Origin of the sequence: Phenylobacterium sp. (genome assembly GCF_965284355.1) — a bacterium.
Lineage (GTDB): Bacteria > Pseudomonadota > Alphaproteobacteria > Caulobacterales > Caulobacteraceae > Phenylobacterium.
The window spans coordinates 1,749,899-1,767,055 of sequence record NZ_OZ260078.1; the positions used below are offsets into that span (position 1 = coordinate 1,749,899).

The 17,157-nt window shown below is 70.5% G+C and carries 13 protein-coding genes; 5 read left to right on the top strand and 8 right to left on the bottom strand.

Features of this window, described 5'->3' with window-relative positions; translation table 11 throughout:
• The first annotated feature begins 2 nt into the window (after window positions 1-2).
• From ACQ66R_RS08500 to ACQ66R_RS08515, 4 genes are all read left to right on the top strand, one after another.
• On the top strand, window positions 3-2,303 hold the full coding sequence (locus ACQ66R_RS08500; RefSeq protein ID WP_430421000.1) for a S8 family serine peptidase: 2,301 nt from the start codon (window positions 3-5) through the stop codon (window positions 2,301-2,303).
• Window positions 2,304-2,448: 145 nt separating this feature from the next.
• Window positions 2,449-3,030, top strand: a complete 582-nt coding sequence (locus ACQ66R_RS08505) for a hypothetical protein (RefSeq protein WP_430421002.1) — start codon at window positions 2,449-2,451, stop codon at window positions 3,028-3,030.
• Window positions 3,031-3,223: 193 nt separating this feature from the next.
• Window positions 3,224-5,839, top strand: a complete 2,616-nt coding sequence (gene pepN / locus ACQ66R_RS08510; RefSeq protein WP_430421003.1) for an aminopeptidase N — start codon at window positions 3,224-3,226, stop codon at window positions 5,837-5,839.
• 99 nt (window positions 5,840-5,938) lie between these two features.
• Window positions 5,939-7,798 (top strand): PAS domain-containing sensor histidine kinase, encoded by a 1,860-nt coding sequence (locus tag ACQ66R_RS08515; RefSeq protein ID WP_430421005.1) that lies wholly within the window; start codon window positions 5,939-5,941, stop codon window positions 7,796-7,798.
• On the opposite strand, the gene ACQ66R_RS08520 is transcribed toward ACQ66R_RS08515, so the two are convergent.
• The 5 genes from ACQ66R_RS08520 to ACQ66R_RS08540 form a co-directional block, all read right to left on the bottom strand.
• Entirely contained in the window at window positions 7,795-8,271 is a 477-nt protein-coding gene (locus ACQ66R_RS08520) for a periplasmic heavy metal sensor (protein ID WP_430421007.1), read from the bottom strand. The genes ACQ66R_RS08515 and ACQ66R_RS08520 overlap by 4 nt on opposite strands.
• The gene (locus ACQ66R_RS08525) at window positions 8,268-8,705 is read right to left on the bottom strand and encodes a hypothetical protein (protein WP_430421009.1); all 438 of its coding nucleotides are present in this window, start codon (window positions 8,703-8,705) and stop codon (window positions 8,268-8,270) included. The genes ACQ66R_RS08520 and ACQ66R_RS08525 overlap by 4 nt, the downstream gene beginning before the upstream one ends.
• A 7-nt stretch (window positions 8,706-8,712) precedes the next feature.
• Window positions 8,713-9,255, bottom strand: a complete 543-nt coding sequence (locus tag ACQ66R_RS08530; protein ID WP_430421011.1) for an RNA polymerase sigma factor — start codon at window positions 9,253-9,255, stop codon at window positions 8,713-8,715.
• Window positions 9,256-9,281: 26 nt separating this feature from the next.
• Window positions 9,282-9,725: an EF-hand domain-containing protein gene (locus ACQ66R_RS08535; RefSeq protein ID WP_430421013.1), complete on the bottom strand. Its 444-nt coding sequence runs from the start codon at window positions 9,723-9,725 to the stop codon at window positions 9,282-9,284.
• A gap of 95 nt (window positions 9,726-9,820) precedes the next feature.
• Window positions 9,821-12,730 (bottom strand): bifunctional [glutamine synthetase] adenylyltransferase/[glutamine synthetase]-adenylyl-L-tyrosine phosphorylase, encoded by a 2,910-nt coding sequence (locus tag ACQ66R_RS08540; protein ID WP_430421015.1) that lies wholly within the window; start codon window positions 12,728-12,730, stop codon window positions 9,821-9,823.
• Window positions 12,731-12,766: 36 nt separating this feature from the next.
• Here ACQ66R_RS08540 and ACQ66R_RS08545 point away from each other — a divergent pair, with 36 nt between their 5' ends.
• Window positions 12,767-13,186: a DoxX family protein gene (locus tag ACQ66R_RS08545; RefSeq protein WP_430421017.1), complete on the top strand. Its 420-nt coding sequence runs from the start codon at window positions 12,767-12,769 to the stop codon at window positions 13,184-13,186.
• A 24-nt stretch (window positions 13,187-13,210) separates the two neighbouring features.
• Here ACQ66R_RS08545 and ACQ66R_RS08550 read toward each other — a convergent pair whose 3' ends face one another.
• From ACQ66R_RS08550 to ACQ66R_RS08560, 3 genes are all read right to left on the bottom strand, one after another.
• Window positions 13,211-14,611 carry a sensor histidine kinase gene (locus ACQ66R_RS08550; protein WP_430421019.1) on the bottom strand — a complete coding sequence of 467 codons (1,401 nt, stop codon included), beginning with the start codon at window positions 14,609-14,611 and terminating at the stop codon, window positions 13,211-13,213.
• Between the two features lie 162 nt (window positions 14,612-14,773).
• Window positions 14,774-15,445: a response regulator transcription factor gene (locus ACQ66R_RS08555; RefSeq protein WP_421937549.1), complete on the bottom strand. Its 672-nt coding sequence runs from the start codon at window positions 15,443-15,445 to the stop codon at window positions 14,774-14,776.
• A 30-nt stretch (window positions 15,446-15,475) separates the two neighbouring features.
• A complete protein-coding gene (locus ACQ66R_RS08560) occupies window positions 15,476-17,053 on the bottom strand; it encodes a Do family serine endopeptidase (protein ID WP_430421021.1) in 1,578 nt (525 codons plus the stop codon).
• Window positions 17,054-17,157 lie beyond the last annotated feature (104 nt).

The following is a 17,157-nucleotide window of genomic DNA, read 5'->3' on the forward strand; positions in this document are numbered from 1 at the left end:
CCATGGCCGATCGCAGGCGCGTCCTGATTCATGTGATGAGGGAAACTGACGGTGGGCGGGCCGCCGATCTGCTGGGCGTGCGTCCCCAGTATGACGGCGGGCCGATCGTGCAAGGCGAGGGCGACGAGGAACTGATCGCGCGGCTGCGCGGCGAGAATTTCGTCGTCGAAGAACTTCCGGATCCGCCCGCGGACATCTCGCTCGCCGATCCTGGAATCTATCGCTCGACCGCCCGCTACCGCTGGTCCGCAGGTCAGCCGCCACACATGCCTGGCGGCGCCATTCCTTCCACGCCGACCGAGCGGCCGATGTCAGCCTTCACCGTGTCAATGCGCGAGGGCGCGGCGAGCATTGGCGACATCCTGGGCGCTGGCGGACGTCTGACCCGAGCGCTGCCAGGCGGCCTGTTCGTCGCCGATCTTTCCGCCGCCGCCAGCGCCGTGCTGGCTGGCGATCCGCGGGTGGACATCGCGCCGTTCAACGTCAGCCCGGCCTTTGCCCCGGCACAACCCCTCAGTTCTGACGCGGCGGCGGCGGTGGCGCCAGAGACAGGCCAGGTTCGCGAGTTCGACATTGTCGCCCATTCGCCGGACCGGGTCACCGAGATCGAGGCCTGGGTCGCTGCGAAGGGCGGCGCGCTGGAGCGGGTCGGGGCCGGCGAGCGCAAGGTGCGTATTCGCGTCGCGGATGACTCTCCCCTAGTGGACGAGGCCAACCAGCTTGACGGCGTGTTCGATGTCGCTGTTGTACCCGAAGCCCGGTTCTGCCTCGACCTCGTCCCTTCGCTCGTCGGCCTGCCGGCCGCCGGCGTGACAGCGGGCCTGCCGGCCTTGGACGGCGCGGGCCAGGTGCTGGGGATGACCGATGGCGCCGTCGACACTACCCACGCCGACTTCGGCGCGCGCGTCTCGGCAGCGCCAGGCGGTGCCCAGCCCAGCGCCCACGGCACCCACGTCGCCGGCATCATGGTGGGCGACGGCGCGCAATCACAGGGCAACTTCCGTGGCATTGCGCCTGCGGCCCAGCTCGTCGCCGAGGCGCTGACCGTCCAGCCGAACGGTGTGCTGCTGCTGCCCCTAGACCTGGGGCTCAGCCTGCGCAACAGCTACGCTGCTGGCGTTCGGATCCACAACCTGAGCTTCGCCGAGGATAACGGCCGCTCGCTCTACAGCGTGCGCGCCAACGAGTTGGACGCCTTCGCCGTCGACCATCCCGACATGCTGGTCGTCGTGGCCGCGGGCAACGCCGGCCGATCTGAAACGGCCGTCTGGCGCGGCAACGGCTGGATCGACCTGCAGAGCGTGGCCTCGCCGGGCGTGGCCAAGAACGTGCTGACCGTGGGCGCATGCTGCAGCAGTCGCACCGGCGGTGGCCACGCGGCCGCCGACTGGGCGGCGTTCGATCCCCAGACCTTCGTCAGTATGCCCACCGCGCTCGAGCCGTTGTCCGGGATCGGCGACGCGATCGCTGCATTCAGCGGCCGCGGCTGGGGCCACGGCACGGATCGCATCAAGCCCGACCTCGTGGCGCCGGGCACCAACATCGTGGCGGCGCGCGCCAACGGCCCCGACACGCTCTGGGGTGTGCACTCTGCAGACTACCTATACAGCGGCGGCACCAGCATGGCCGCGCCGGTTGCGGCCGGCTGCGCCGCCCTCATTCGCCAGCGCTACGTCCAACTCGGTCACCTCGCCCCGACGTCGGCCCTGCTAAAGGCCACTCTGGCCGCCGGAGCCGACTGGCTGAGTCAACCGAGCGCCGCGGGCTCGCCGCCGTCCTCGCCACCGGCGACGCCGTGCGCGAACGTCGACCAAGGCTTCGGCCGGATCAACGTGGCCCGATCCCTGGCGCTCGACGGCTTGGGCCGTTCGCTCCTGTACGTCGACCTAACCAAGTCCGGGCAGGTCGCCGGCGTCGTCGCCAACGGCAGCTTCCCCACGCCTTTCCGCAAGGACGGCGACCGTGCCCGGTTCTGGTTCAACGCGACGGGGGGCTCACAGCCGATCGACATCGCGCTGTGCTTTACCGATCCGGTTCCCGGCCCGGCCGGCGTCGCCCTGAACCTCATGGTCCAGCCGCGCAACGGCGCGGTGCGAACCGGCAACGACCGAGCGGTCAAGAGCATGTACCCGAACGGCCCGACGCCTGATCGCGCCAACAACCTCCAGGTCGTGCGGCTGGATCCCATGACCGGCCGCATCGACATCCAGGTCAGCGCGCTGGCCCTGCAGGGCTACAATGTGGGTTTCGCGCTGGTCGTCTTGGCCGAGACCGGAGGCGGCCAGCTATACCGGATGATATAGTGGAGCAGCGCTGCCGCGTCGCGAGGAGCTTGCTCGCCATGGGCGCCTGGGCAGCGGACCTTCCGACATCTGCTGCGAATGACGTCCCGTCTCCCCCCACCCCCTACGTCCGAATCTGACGCACCCCCATGTTCCCCTGCCTCCCATGTCCGAGGCCCCGTCCCTCAACGATCGCATCGCCGCGCGGCTGGAGCGGCTGGCCGAGATGGATTTCGCGGCGGCTGAGAAGGTGCATGCGCAGCTGATGGCGGCGGAGACGCCCGAGGAGACGGCGGCGCTGTCGCGGTCGTATCAGCGGGTGTCGCGCTCGGCGCGGCAGTGCCTGATGCTGCAGATGCGGTATGAGCGCGACCGCGGCGCCCAGGGGGCGATGGCGAAGATCGTGAACCGGCGCGACGAGGCGATCCGCGAGGCCAAGGTCGAGTCGCGCACCTCGGCGCTGCAGGCGGCGGTCGAGCGGATGGCGGCGGCCGCCCTCCCCGACGCGGCCGAGCGCGAGGACCGCCTCGACCACTTCGACATGGAACTCGACGAGTGGATCGAAGAGCCCGACTTCCTCACCGCCGACCTCGACGCCCAGGTGCTGCGCGCCTGCCGCACGATGGGGCTGCCCGAGGACCTGGCGAAGGCCTGGCGGCGCCTCCCGGCCCCCGTCTACCCCGACGCCGACGACGAACCCGCGCGGACGGACGCCGCGACGTCCCCGCCCCTCGCCGACACCGGCTGACGGCGCGCAGCGCCCTCAATTCAAACCACGAAATACACGAAATACACGAAAGCGAACCGGCTCCCGCCGCCCGGGGGTCGCCCCATGCCCTTTCGTGTATTTCGTGTATTTCGTGGTTCGACTGACAGCGCCTGCGGCGCGCGCGGCGCGGCCCGCCTTGGCGCCGCCCCACTCGCCCGCCTAGATGTCAGGCATGCGCACCGAAACGCCCCAGCCCATCAAGCTCGCCGAATATCGTCCGCCCGCGTACCTGGTCGACGAGGTCCATCTCACCTTCCGGCTCGAGCCCAACACCACCCGGGTGCAGGCCCGCCTCAGCGTGCGGCGCAACGGCGAGCACGCCGAGCCGCTGGTGTTCAACGGCGAGCGGCTGAAACCGGTGTCGGTGGCGGTCGACGGCCGCGTTCTGGCCGCGGGCGAGCACACGATCGACGCCGAATTCCTGACCATCCCGAACCTGCCGGCCGCCTTCACCCTGGAGACCGAGGTCGAGATCGACCCCGAGAACAACAAGGCCCTCGAAGGCCTCTACATGTCGGGCGGCCGCTTCTGCACCCAGTGCGAGGCCGAGGGCTTCCGCAAGATCACCTTCTGGCCCGACCGGCCCGACGTGCTGTCGAAGTTCACCGTCCGCATCGAGGCCGACCGCAAGTTCCGCCACCTGCTGGCCAACGGCAACCTGATCGAGCGGGGCGAGCTGCCGGGCGGGCGGCACTTCGCCGTCTGGAACGACCCGTTCCTCAAGCCCTGCTACCTCTTCGCGCTGGTGGCCGGCGAGCTGGACGTGCTGGAGGACAAGCTCACCACCATGAGCGGCCGCACGGTCGACCTGCGGATCTTCGTCGACCCGGGCATGGCCGGCCGCGCGACCTACGCCATGGACGCGCTGAAGCGCTCGATGCTCTGGGACGAGCAGGCCTATGGTCGGGAATACGATCTCGATCTCTTCATGATCGTCGCGGTCCGCGACTTCAATTTCGGGGCGATGGAGAACAAGGGGCTGAACGTCTTCAATTCCTCGCTCCTGCTGGCCGACCCGGCCACCGCCACCGACCTGGACTACGAGCGCATCGAGGCGGTCGTGGCGCACGAGTACTTTCACAACTGGACCGGCAACCGCATCACCTGCCGCGACTGGTTCCAGCTGTGCCTGAAGGAGGGCCTGACGGTCTTCCGGGAGCAGGGGTTCTGCGCCGACATGCGCGGGCATGCCGTGGGCCGGATCAAGGCCGTGAAGGCGCTGCGCATGCGCCAGTTCGCCGAGGACCAGGGCCCGCTGGCCCACCCGGTGCGGCCGAACAGCTACATGAAGATCGACAACTTCTACACGGCGACGATCTACGAGAAGGGGTCCGAGGTCATCGGGATGCTGAAGACCCTGGTGGGGCCCGACGCGTTCCGGAAAGGCATGGACCTCTACTTCGACCGCTGGGACGGCCACGCCACCACGGTCGAGGCCTTCATCGAATGCTTCGCCGAGACGTCCGGCCAGGACCTGTCGGACTTCTTCGTCTGGTACGAACAGGCGGGCACCCCGCGGATCACCGTGGGCGGCCGCTATGACGAGACGACCAGGACGCTGGAGCTGACCCTCACCCAGACCAATCCGCCCACCAACGGCCAGGAGACCAAGCGGCCCGTGCCGATCCCGGTCACCGTGGGCCTCCTGGACCTGGAGGGCCGCACGCTGGCCTTCGAACGCGACGGCCAGGCGGTGGACGAGACGGTGATCGTGCTGGACCAGCCCGAGATGAAGGTCACCCTGACCGGCGTCGACGCCATGCCGGTCATCTCGGCCCTGCGCGGCTTCTCGGCCCCCGTGGTGATGACCACCGACGCCGAGCCCAAGGAGCGCTATGTCCAGCTGGCCTCGGACCCCGACCTCTTCAACCGCTGGGAGGCGGGCCAGGACCTGGCCGCCGACCTGATCCTCAGCCGCGCGGCCGGCAAGCCCAACGAGGTGGGCGAGGAGCGCTATGCCGAGGCCGTCGGCCGCGCGCTCAACGACCAGGCCTCGGACGAGGCGTTCAAAGCGTTGCTGCTGAGCCTGCCGGCCGAGACCGACCTGGCCCTGCTGCGCAGCCCGGTCGATCCCGCCGCGATCCACGACGCCCGCGAGGCCCTGCGCCGCCGGATCGCGCTGCACCTGCACGACGAGCTGCGCCGGCTGCACACCGGCCTGCAGGACCTGGGCGAGTTCTCGCCCGACGCCGCCGGCGCGGGGCGCCGGGCGCTGCGCAACGCCGCCCTCGACCTGCTGTCGGCCACGGGCCGTCAGGAGGTGGCCGATATCGCCTCGGGCCACTATCACGCGGCGCTGAACATGACCGACGCCATCGGCGGCCTGAACGCCCTGATGAACATCGGCGGCCCGGCCTTCGAGGAGGCGCTGGCCCACTTCTTCGAGAAGTTCCAGGACGAGCCGCTGGTCATCGACAAGTGGTTCGCCCTGCAGGGCCGCGACCCCAGCGAGCTGGCCATCGGCCGCATCCTGGGCCTGACCGCCCACCCGGCCTTCGACTCCCGCAACCCCAACCGCCTGCGCGCGCTGGTCTCGTCGTTCGCCAACTTCAACCCGGCGCGGTTCCACGATCCCAGCGGGGCCGGCTACCGGTTCCTGGCCGACCAGATCATCGCGGTCGACCGCTTCAACCCGATGACCGCGGCGCGCCTCGTCGACCCGCTGGGCGGCTGGAAGCGGCTGAAACCCGAATTGGGTAGGTTGATGAAGGCTGAGCTTGAGCGGATCGTCGCGATCGAAGGACTCTCGAAGAACGTTTACGAATTGGCCACTCGCGCGCTCAACTGATGTGGCATTCGCCCACACTGACGGTGGGCCACGGATCAGCATAAGCTTCCGCCCCGGTTTCGGAGCCGGTCGGTTGGGGGCAGTTCAGGAGCGGCGGCTTTGGCCGGACGCGGGGGGCATACGGTGGCAGGCGTGACGCCCGAACGGCGGGCGCGTCCTCGTACGCCCCTGTCCCGGCGCTATTCCCGCTCGGCCCTGATCTCGGTCGTGGCCCTGCTGGCCGTCTTCGCCGGCGTGGCCGCCGTCCGGATCTTCACCGCGCAGCCCGGCCCGTTCGAGCTGATCGCCTGGCTGCTGATCCCCGTCGCCGCCGCCGTGTCGCTGGGCGCCCTGCTCTATGTCGAGATGCAGCGCGTCGAGCGCGCCCAGGCCGCCCGCAGCGATTCCGAACAGCGCTTCCGCATGGCCGTGGAGGCCGCGCGCTGCGGCATCTGGGAGTGGGACCTGGCGGCCGACCAGATCTTCATGTCCGAGGTCACCGCCTCGCTGTTCGGCTGGCGCTCGGGCCTCGTGGATGGCCAGCAGGTGCTGGAACGCGTGGCGCCGGGCCACCGCGACGACATGCGCGAGGCGCTCTCCACCGCCGCCATCTACGGCGACTTCGACGTCAGCTTCCGCGTGCCCCCGCTGGCCGGCGCCCGGCCCGTCTGGATCGACTTCCGCGGCCGCGGCTTCGGCGAGGCGCCCGAGGGCGGCTTCGCCCGGATCATCGGCGTCGCTCTCGACGTCACCGAGGAACGGCTCGCCCAGGCCCGCGCGCAATCCGCCGAAAGCCGCCTGCGCGACGCCATCGAGAGCACCTCCGAGGCCTTCGTCCTGTGGGACCGCAATGGCCGGCTGGTGATGTGCAACAAGAACTTCCGAAGCTACTTCCAGCTCGATCCCGAGATCCTGAAAGCCGGCGTCGGCCGCGAGCAGGTGGAGCGCGCCGCGCGCCTCTCGATCCGCCAGGAGTACCCGGCGCCGGGCGGCCGCCGCGGCGTGCGCGAGGCCGAGCTGTCGGACGGCCGCTGGGTGCAGATCTCGGAACGCCCCACGGCCGAAGGCGGCCTGGTGGTCACCGCCGCCGACATCACCGTGCTGAAGACCCAGGAGGAGGCCCGCCGGATCAAGGAGGAGGAGCTCCGCCGCGCGGTGATCAACCTGGAGCAGAGCCAGGAGCAGCTCTCGGAGCTGGCCCGCAAGTACGAAGCCGAGAAGATCCGCGCCGAGGCGGCCAGCCAGGCCAAGAGCGACTTCCTGGCCAACATGAGCCACGAGCTGCGCACGCCGCTGAACGCCATCAACGGGTTCTCCGAGATCATGGCCGCCGAGATGTACGGCCCGGTCGGCGACGCCCGCTACAAGGACTACGCCCGCGATATCCTGAACTCGGGCCAGCACCTGCTGGCGCTGATCAACGACATCCTCGACATGGCCAAGATCGAGGCCGGCAAGCTGACGCTCCGCTTCGAGCCGGTGTGCCTGGAGGAGATCGCCGAGGACGCGATCCGGCTGGTGCGCAACCGCGCCGAGGCCTCGGGCCTGTCGCTGGTCCTCGACTTCGTCGACCTGCCCGACGTCGAGGCCGACCACCGGGCCGTGAAGCAGGTGCTGCTGAACCTCCTGTCCAACGCCATCAAGTTCACGCCGCGCGGCGGCAAGATCACCGTGCGGGCCGAGCTGCGCGACGACCCCCTGGGCCAGCGGGTCCGCGTGGGCGTGCAGGACACCGGCATCGGCATCTCGCCGAGCGATCTGGAGCGCCTCGCCCGCCCCTTCGAGCAGGTCGAGAACCAGCACTCCAAGACCACCCAGGGCTCGGGCCTGGGCCTCGCGCTGACCAAGTCGCTGGTCGAGATGCACGGCGGCCTGCTCGACCTGAAGAGCGCCCCCGGCCAGGGCACCCTGGCCAGCTTCGCCCTGCCGCTGCGCCAGTCGCAGCCGACGGCGTCCAGCGGCGCCGCGGCGGCGGCTTAGTCTCTCTGACGCTCCGGCCGCATCACGGGTTGGGCCAGAGCATCGCCGAACGCCGCGCGCTGTTCCTGCGGCAGCGTCGCCGCGAACGCCACGATCCTCCGATCCATGGCCAGGCGGTTCTCGTATTCGGCCTTGCGGGCCGCTTCGAGGGCCGCCAGCGTCGCCGCCTGATCGAAGGGCTCGGCGCCGAACCCGCGCATGGCCTCGCGGGCCAGCCCTCGCGCCTGTCGCGTGCGCGGCCCCTGGGTCACGGCGAAGTCGCGGGCGCCCTCGCGCCAGGCCTTGCGAGCCTCGGGCGGCAGCGTGCGGAGCGCCATCATCAAGGGATTGCGCGGCCGCTCGTCCAGGCGCGCGGCGACCGGGGATGTCGGCGCCTTGTTCTTCGCGAGGTGCGCGCCGACGAACGCGCCGCCGATGAAGACGTTCAGCGCGAGCGAGGCGAACAGCGCGCCCAGCAGCAAGGGCCGGCTCATCCGATATCCTCGTCGAGGTCAAAGCTGAAGTCGTCGTCGGCCGTGGCCACGACCGGGTCGAGTCCGGGAGGACCGGCGGCGTCGCTCGACGACAGGCTCAGCACAGCGCCCATCACCACTCCGGCCGCACAGGCTGCGGCCAGGCCGGCGCCCATCCCGATCGGCAGGAGCCAGCCCATCCAACGGGGTCGAGGCTGCGGAGTCGGGACCAGCGGCGCCGCGGCCGCGATCCGATCCGTCAGGCCCGCCGGCGCCTGTGGCGACGAATACGTCGCCAGAGCCGCATCAAGCTCGCCGGCGCGGGACAGGATGATTTCCGCCCACGCTGGCTCTGCCGCCATCACGTCGGCGGCGGCCTCGCGGTCGGCTTCCGGCCAGCGGGCGACATCGCCGCCAAAGGCCTCCGCGAGGGTCTCGAAGCGCTTCGGAGTCATGCCGTCCTCATGCGTCCTTCAGATCGATAAGCGCCGCCCGAAGCGCACGCCGCCCCCGGCCCAGCAGGCTCTCCAGCGCCTCGACGCTGACTCCCATGATGGCGGCGGCCTCGATATTGCCCAGGTCCTGATAGTGGCAGAGCACGATCGCCTCGCGCTGCCGGTCGGGCAGCGCCTGCATCGCCCGCGACACCCGCCGCCCCGTGTCCGACGCCTGGAGGCCGCGATCGGGCGCCGGGCCCTCGTCGGCCTGCTCGGGCGGCTCGGCGTAGCTGGTCTCCCGCCGGCGGCGCAGCCGGTCGTAGCAGAGGTTCAGGGTCACCCGATGCAGCCAGGTGTCGAACCGCGCCGCCCCCGGACGCCATTTCGGCGCCTGCTTCCATATCCGCAGGAACGCCTCCTGGGCGACGTCCTCGGCCTCGGCCCCGTCGCCCAGCATCCGGCCCGCCAGCGACAGCAACCGCGGCAGCTTGCGGGCGATCAGGGCGCGCGAGGCGGCGGGGTCGCCCCCGGCCACCCGCGACAGCAGTTCGTCGTCGGGATCGCCCAACCCTGACCTCGCCGCTCGGGCTGAATCTACGCGCCGCCCGGTCCACGCATCCGCTGCCGCATCATGAGCAGCTCGCCCTTGGAGAGCCAGCCATCCTTGTTGGTGTCGGCCATGTCGAACCGGCGCTGGGTCATGGCGCCCATCTCGGCCTTGGTGACCGCGCCGTCCTTGTTGGCGTCCAGGCGCATCAGCATGCCGCCGCCCGGCCCCCCGGGACCGCCACGGCCGGCAGCCTCGGCGCGCTTCGAAGCGGCGTCCATCTCGGCCTGGGTGATCTTGCCGTCGCCGTTGGCGTCCATGCGGGCGAACATCCGGCTCTGGCGCTCGCCTTGCGAGGCCTTGAACTCGGCCAGGGTGACCTTGCCGTCGTGGTCGGTGTCGGGGTTCGGCGGCTCCCGGCCCGAGCCTGGCTGGGCCTGCGCAAAGGTGGCGATCGCAGCGAACGCGGCGGCGAGAAGGATGCGGTTCATGTGTCCTCGGACGTCAGAGTCTAGCCCACCCGGAGAGTTGTACGCGGATGGCGCGGGAGTCCGTCGCGCTTCCAGCGCCCCAACTGGGACGGAACTCAGGTCACGACCTCGAGGTAGGCTTTACGCGCCGCCGCGCGGGCCTCGGCCAGGCGTCTTTCCAGCGCCTTGAACGTCTTCACGCCGCCCGCGCGGGACAGCAGCGCCTGGAAGGCCTTAGGCTCCGAGGCGGGATCGGGATCGCTGCCGAGGGCGACCTTCAGGAGCTGGGTGAGATCCTGCTGCAGGCGCCACGCGTCGGACAGCGCCGCCACCGCCTCGGCGGGGGCGAGTTCGGCCGCCCCCAGCGCCGCCAGCGCCGCCGCCGTGTTCGCCTGCAACGGCCCGCCGTCGGCCGCATGGGCCAGTTGCAGGAACTGGGCGGCGAACTCGATGTCGACCAGCCCACCCGGGGACAGCTTCAGGTCCCACGGCCCCTTCGGCGGCCGCTCGTCCTCCAGGAGCTGGCGCATCTCGCGCACGTCGGCGGCGGTCTTGCGGCGGTCGCGCCGCCGGCGAAGCGCCGCCTCGATCGCGCCCTGCGCGGCGGCGGTGAACGCCGTAGAGGTCGACCAGACCACCCGCGCCCGGGTCAGCGCCAGCAGCTCCCAGGTCTCGGCCTCGCCCTCGTAGTAGTGGCCGAACGCCGCGAAGCTCACCGCCACCGGCCCCTTGGTGCCCGACGGCCGCAGCTGCATGTCCACCTCGTACAGCTGGCCCTCGGCGGTGGGCGACGACAGCGCCGCGATCAGCCGTTGGGTGAACCGGCCGTAGTAGGTCGAGGCGTCCCAGCCCTTCAGCTCCGAGACGGCCGTGGGGTCGGCGGCGCGGTAGAGGGTCATCAGGTCCAGGTCCGAACCGGCGCTCATCTCGCGCGAGCCGCACTTGCCCAGCGCCACCACCGCCACGTCGCCGGGGAACGCGCCGCCCATCCGCTCGGCCTCGGCCAGGGCGGCGGGCGCCAAAGCCTCGATGCAGAGATCGGCCAGGTCGGCGAAGTCGCGCCCCGCCATCTCGGCGGTGGCCGAGCCGCTCATCACCTGCACGCCCACCCGGAACGCCTGCTCGCGGTGGATACGGCGCACCTCGTCCATGGCGCCTTCGAACCCCTCGGCGCGGGCGACCCGTCGGGCGATGTCGGCGCGCTCGGCCGCAACGTCGATCTCCTCGAAGAAGTCAGGGTCCACCATGGCGTCGATCGCGGCCGGGCGACGGCCCAGCGTCGCCGCCAGGCGCGGCGCGAAGGCCAGCACCTGGACCACCAGTTCGAACAGCTTGGGCTGCGACAGGAACAACGACTGCAGCTGCACCCCGGTGGAGAGGCCGCCGAAGAAGTCGCAGAACCGGTTGAAGGCGGGGTCCGGGGCGCCGGTCCTCTGCGCGGCCTCCAGCAGCCGCGGCGCCAGGCGGGTGAACAGCTCCCGGCCCCGCTCGGTGCGGGTCGCCGCCACGTGTCCATGGTGCCAGCTGCGGATGGTCTGCGAGACCTGCTGCGGGTTCGAGAAACCCATCCGCTTCAGGGTCGCCAGGGTCTCGGGGTCGTCGTCGACGCCGGTGAACACCAGGCTGCCGAACCGCGACGACAACTGCTCCTCCTCGGCGAAGAGCTCGCCGTAGCGGGCGTTGACGGTCTTGAGCGTGCGGGTGATCTCGGCGTCGAAGCTGCGCAGCGGCGCATCGCCCGACAGAGCCGCGACCCGCCGCCGGTCGGCGTCCGACTCCGGGAGTTTGTGGGTCTGCTCGTCGTCCAGCATCTGGATGCGATGCTCGACGGCGCGCAGACGGTCGTAGGCGGCCGTCAGGTCGTCCCGCGCGCCGACGCTCACATGTCCGGCCGCGCTGAGGGCGGCCAGCGCATCCAGGGTCCGTGGGCTGCGGAGGTCGGGATGTCGGCCGCCCAGAATCAGCTGCTGGGTCTGCACGTAGAACTCGATCTCGCGGATGCCGCCGCGGCCCAGCTTCAGGTCGACGCCCTTGGCCGAGACCCGCTCGTCCACCTTGTGGGCGTGGATCTGGCGCTTGATCGAATGGATGTCGGCGATGGCCGCGAAGTCGAGGTTCTTGCGCCAGATGTAGGGGACCAGCTCGCCCAGGAACGCCGCCGCGGCCGTCCGGTCTCCGGCGCAGGCGCGGGCCTTGATGAACGCGGCGCGCTCCCAGTTCTGGCCGACGGTCTCGTAGTACTCGAGCGCCGCGGGCACCGGGACCGCGGGCGGGGTCGAAGACGGGTCCGGACGCAGCCGCAGGTCCATGCGGAAGACGTAGCCGTCAGGCGTCTTGGCCTGCATGAGCTCGGACACGCGGTGGGTCAGGCGCACGGCGAAGGCCTGGATCTCGACGCCCTCGGCCAGCACCGTCGCCATCCGGTCGGGATCGAAGAAGACCGAGACGTCGATGTCGCTGGAGTAGTTGAGTTCGAACGCCCCTTGCTTGCCCATGGCGATGCAGAACCAGCCCGGGACCGGGCCCTCGTCGCCGTCGCCCAGGCGCGTGAGCCGCTCCGCATCCAGCTCGCCGCGTGCGGCCGATTCCAGCGACGCGGCGACGGCGGCGTCGGCGAAATGAGTCAGTGCGCCGGTCACCTGATCCAGGTCCCACACCCCACCCAGGTCGCAGAGCGCGGTCAGCAGGTGCAGCTCCTGCTTCAGCAGGCGCAGCGGCGCGGCGGCCGCATCGGGCGTCAGCGCCGCCACCTCGGCGGTGCGCGCGAGGATTGACGCCAGTCGCGCATCGGGATCGTCGGCCAGCAGCAAGGCCAGCCGCGGCGGGTCGCGCCGCGCGAGGCTGGCCAGATAGGGCGAGGCGCCGAACACCGGGGCTAGCGCCGGCCAGGCGGTTTCCAGCTCGGCCGTCCAGACCGCCCCCTCGACGATCTCGCGTGCGCGTTCGGCGGCCTTGGCGTCGAGCACGGGGCCGCAGGGCCTCAGGCGGCCGGCCAGGCGTTGCGTTCGGGAACCTTCGGGACTCATGCCACGCATCTATCCAGACGTCGGAGGGTCGCCGCAATGAACCGCCTTATCACGCTCCCGCAACTGACCGCCGGAAGCGACCTGGCGTTTCTCGCCATGCGGATTGCGGTGGGCTCGTTCCTGGTCTGGGGCGTCTGGGACAACATCACCTCGGCCGAACACATGGCGACCTTCGTCACGTTCCTGCGCCAGTTCGGCTTCCCGGCCCCCGAACTGCTGGCGCCCTTCGACGTCTGGGTGCAGTTCGGCATCGGCGTGTCGTTCGTGCTGGGGCTCGCGACCCGATGGGCGGGACTGCTGTGCGCCGTGAACTTCGTGATCGCCATCGTGATGGTGGACCATCTGCAGGGGTGGCGGGGATCGTTCGGGTCGATGTGCCTCGTGGTGATCGGCCTCGTCCTCGCGACCCACGGCCCGGGCCGATACGCGCTTGATGCGCGGCTGGCGGGTCGCTGAGCCCCTCTCCCCGAGTTGAACTCGCTAAGGTCGAGGCAGGATAAACGCCACGCGCAGGCCGGGGCCCATGTCGCCGACCTTGCCGGGGCCTTCGGACAATTCCAGGCGGCCGCCGTGCGCCTCGGCGATGGCGGCGACCAGCGACAGGCCGAGGCCGGCGCCGGGCTGGCTGCGGTCCTTCTCCAGGCGCACAAAGCGCTGGATCACGCGCTCGCGATCCTCCTCGGGCACGCCGGGGCCGGTGTCGGTGATCGAGTACTCCACCTCGCCCGACGAACGGCGGCGGCAGCGCAGCATGATGGCGCCGCCGGGGGGCGTGTACTTGATGGCGTTGTCCAGCAGGTTGGCCAGCGCCTGGGCCAGGAACTCACGGTTGCCTCGGATGGTGAGGTCCCGGGCCAGTTCGGCCGAGAACTCGATGTCCTTCTCTTCGCAGAACGCTTCGTACAGCTCGGCGATGTCAGCCCCCAGGTCGGCGGGATCGAAGATCACCGGGTCGGGCGCGGCGCCGGCAGCCTGCAGCCGGGCGATCGAGAGCACCGCGCCGAAGGTCTTGAGCACCCCGTCGGTGTCTTCCAGGGCCTGCGCCAGGGCCTCGGTCGCGTCGCCCTTGCCCGCCTCGACGTCGATGTAGGCGGTCTCCAGCCGGGCCCGCAGGCGCGTGAGCGGCGAGCGCAGGTCGTGGGCGATGGCGTCGCCCGCGTGCTTGTGGCCCTGCATAGACCGCTCAAGCCGGTCCAGCATGTCGTTGACGCCCTGAGCCAGCTCGTCGAACTCGTCGCGGGCCCCGCGGACCCGGGCGCGCACGCCCTGCTCGCCATTGCGCACCCGCTCGACCACGTCGATCAGGTTGACCATCGTGCGCGAGACGTTGCGACTGACCAGCACCCCGCCGGCCAGGCCCAGCAGGACGACCAGCGCCGCCGAGGCCCAGAGCGCGCGCACCACCCGGGCCACATAGGCCTCATCGTCGCCGGCGTCGGCGCCGACGAAGAGGATCTCGCCGTGCTGCAGCTGCTGTTGCAGGCCGCGGGCCGGGTGCTTCACCGCGCGGCCCTCGCGGTCGACATCGGTCACCTGGAAGGTGGCCCAGGCCGGCCGGCCGGTGAAGTCCTCGACCGGGCTCTCCTCGATCGAACCCGAGATGCGCCGGTTGTCCTTGGTGAGCAGCAGATAGAGGAACGGCTTCTCGCTGGCCGCCCGTTCGATCAGCGACTGGTTGACGGCGTCGACCCCAGCCCGGTCGTAGATATCGACCAGTGAGCGCATCTCGCGCCGGATCTCCTGGTCGGTGCGCCGCGTCGCCTCGCCGGCGGTGGCCACATAGATGTAGGCCAGGAACGCCGAGGCCGCGCTCGCGAACAGAGCCAGGAACAGCAGCGTCAGCCGGAACGGAGTCGTCCGGAAGATGCGCGGAAGCTTCACGGCCATCTCAGCCGCGGTGGCGCGTCAGCGCCGTAAGATTCGAACCACGGAAAACACAGAAAGCACGGAAGGACGCCGCGGGAGCACTGAGGCCGGCGTCAGGTCGCTTTCCGTGGTTTCTGTGTTTTCCGTGGTTCAATTTCTTGCGCCTTCGGCGCGTGGTCAGGCGTCGAGCCGGTAGCCCGCGCCGCGGACGGTCTGCAGCATGGGCCGGTCGAAGCCCTTGTCGATCTTGGAGCGCAGGCGGCTGATGTGCACGTCGATGACGTTGGTCTGGGGGTCGAAGTGGTAGTGCCAGACCTTTTCCAGCAGCATCGTGCGCGTCACCGATTGGCCGGCGTGGCGCATCATGAATTCCAGCAGCTGGAACTCGCGGGGCTGCAGGTCAATCTCCTTGCCCTGGCGGTGAACGGTGCGGGCGATGAGGTCCATCTCCAGCTCGCCCACCTTGAGCAGGGTCTGCACCGAGCCGGTCTCGCGCCGGCGCGCCAGGGCCTCGATCCGGGCGATCAGTTCCGGGAAGGCGTAGGGCTTGACCAGATAGTCGTCGCCGCCGGCCTGCAGGCCGTCGACGCGGTCCGAGACCTCGCCCAGGGCCGACAGGAACAGCACCGGCGTACGGTCGCCCTCGCGGCGGAGGGTCTCCACCAGCTGGACGCCGTTCATCTTGGGCATCATGCGGTCGACGACCATGACGTCGAACTCGCCCCCGCGGGCGGCGGCCAGGCCTTCCTCTCCGTCGGCCCCGCGGGTGATGTCATGACCGGCTTCGGTCAGACCCCGCGCCATCGCCTCGGCCGCTTCCAGGTCGTCTTCGACGATCAGGATCCGCATGTGATTCCCCAGCCAGTCAGGACAGGGAATCTAGCCTGAAACCTTGATCGGCAGGAAGGCGGTGCGGCCGTTGCGGTAGACGCCCACCAACACGCTGGTGCGGCCGGCCTTCTTGGCCGCATCGACGATGGCGGCGAAGTCGGTCGGCGCCGCCACCGCGCGGCCGTTGGCCAGCGTGATCACGTCGCCGCGGCGCAGGCCCTTGGTCCCGGCGTCCGACGCCTGGTCGACGCTTTCCACGAGAGCGCCGCGCACCTCGGCCGGCAGGTTCAGGCGGTTGCGGGCGGGCTCATCCAGCGGACCCAGCGACATGCCGAGGACGGGCGCCCGTGCGCTGGGCCCCGCTCCGGGAACCGCTCCGCCGCGACCCGGGCCGGTATTGTCGTTCGAGGCCAGCTCGCGTTCCGACGGCCGCACGCCCGAGCGCACCTCGACCATGCGGCGCTTGCCGTCGCGGATCACGTCCAGCTTCAGCACGTCGCCGGCCCGCACGCGCGCCACCTGGCGGGTGAGATCGGACGAGCTCTTCACCGCGACGCCGTTGACTGCGATCACCACGTCGCCCACCAGCACGCCGGCTCGCGACGACGGACCGCCCGGCGAGATGTCGGCGACGATGGCGCCCTTCTGGTCGCCCAGGCCTTGGGCCTCGGCCATCTCGGCCGAGAAGTTCTGGATGGTGGCGCCGATGTATCCGCGCTCGATCTTGCCGCCGCTGATCAGTTGCCGGGTCACGCCCTCAGCCACTTCCGAGGGGATGGCGAAGCCGATGCCCACCGAGCCGCCCGACGGCGAGAAGATCGCCGTGTTCACGCCGATCACCCGGCCGTAGACGTCGAACGTCGGGCCGCCCGAGTTGCCCCGGTTGATGGGCGCGTCGATCTGGATGTAGTCGACGAAGGTTTCGCCGATGTCGCGGCCGTAGGCCGAGACGATGCCGGCGGTGGCGGTGCCGCCCAGGCCGAAGGGGTTGCCGACGGTGATGACCCAGTCGCCCACGCGGGGCTTGCCGGCGTTCTCGAAGTTCACGAACGGGAACGGACCCTTGCGGCCCTTCACCCGGATGACCGCCAGGTCGGTGGCCTCGTCGCGGCCCACGATCTCGGCGTCGAGTTCGGTCTCGTCCTTGAGCACGACCTTGATGGTCTCGGCGTTCTCGACGACGTGGTTGTTGGTGACGATGTAGCCGTCGGCCGAGATGAAGAAGCCCGAGCCCGACGACTGCTGCGAGGGCAGGCGCGGCTGGCCGCGTTCGGTCCGGTTGTCGCCGTCGTCGTCACCGCCGTCGCCGTCCTGGCCCCCCTGGGGGTTCCGCGGGATCAGGAACGGCAGTCCGGGGATGCGCTGCAGCGCGCTGGGATCGGCGCGGCTGGTCACGTTGATCGACACCACGGCCGGCGAGACACGGTCGAAGATGTCGGCGAAGGACATGGGCGCGCCCGGGGGCGGCGCGAAGATGGGGGTGGTGGAGGCCTTGATGAGGCCAACCTGCTGGCCTTGTTCGGCATGCGCGGACGGGAGGCGCATCCCTGCGCCCGCCACGGCCGCCGCCATGACGCCGGCGCCGGCGACGGCGCCCAGAATGTAACCGGTCTTCTTGGTCGTCATCAGTCTTCGTTTCCCTGCACGCGTCTCGGGGGACCTGTCCGCGCGCGCTCACTCACAACCTAGGTCGGATGCACCGAAGTGCAACGCCCCTCAAGTTACGTTTA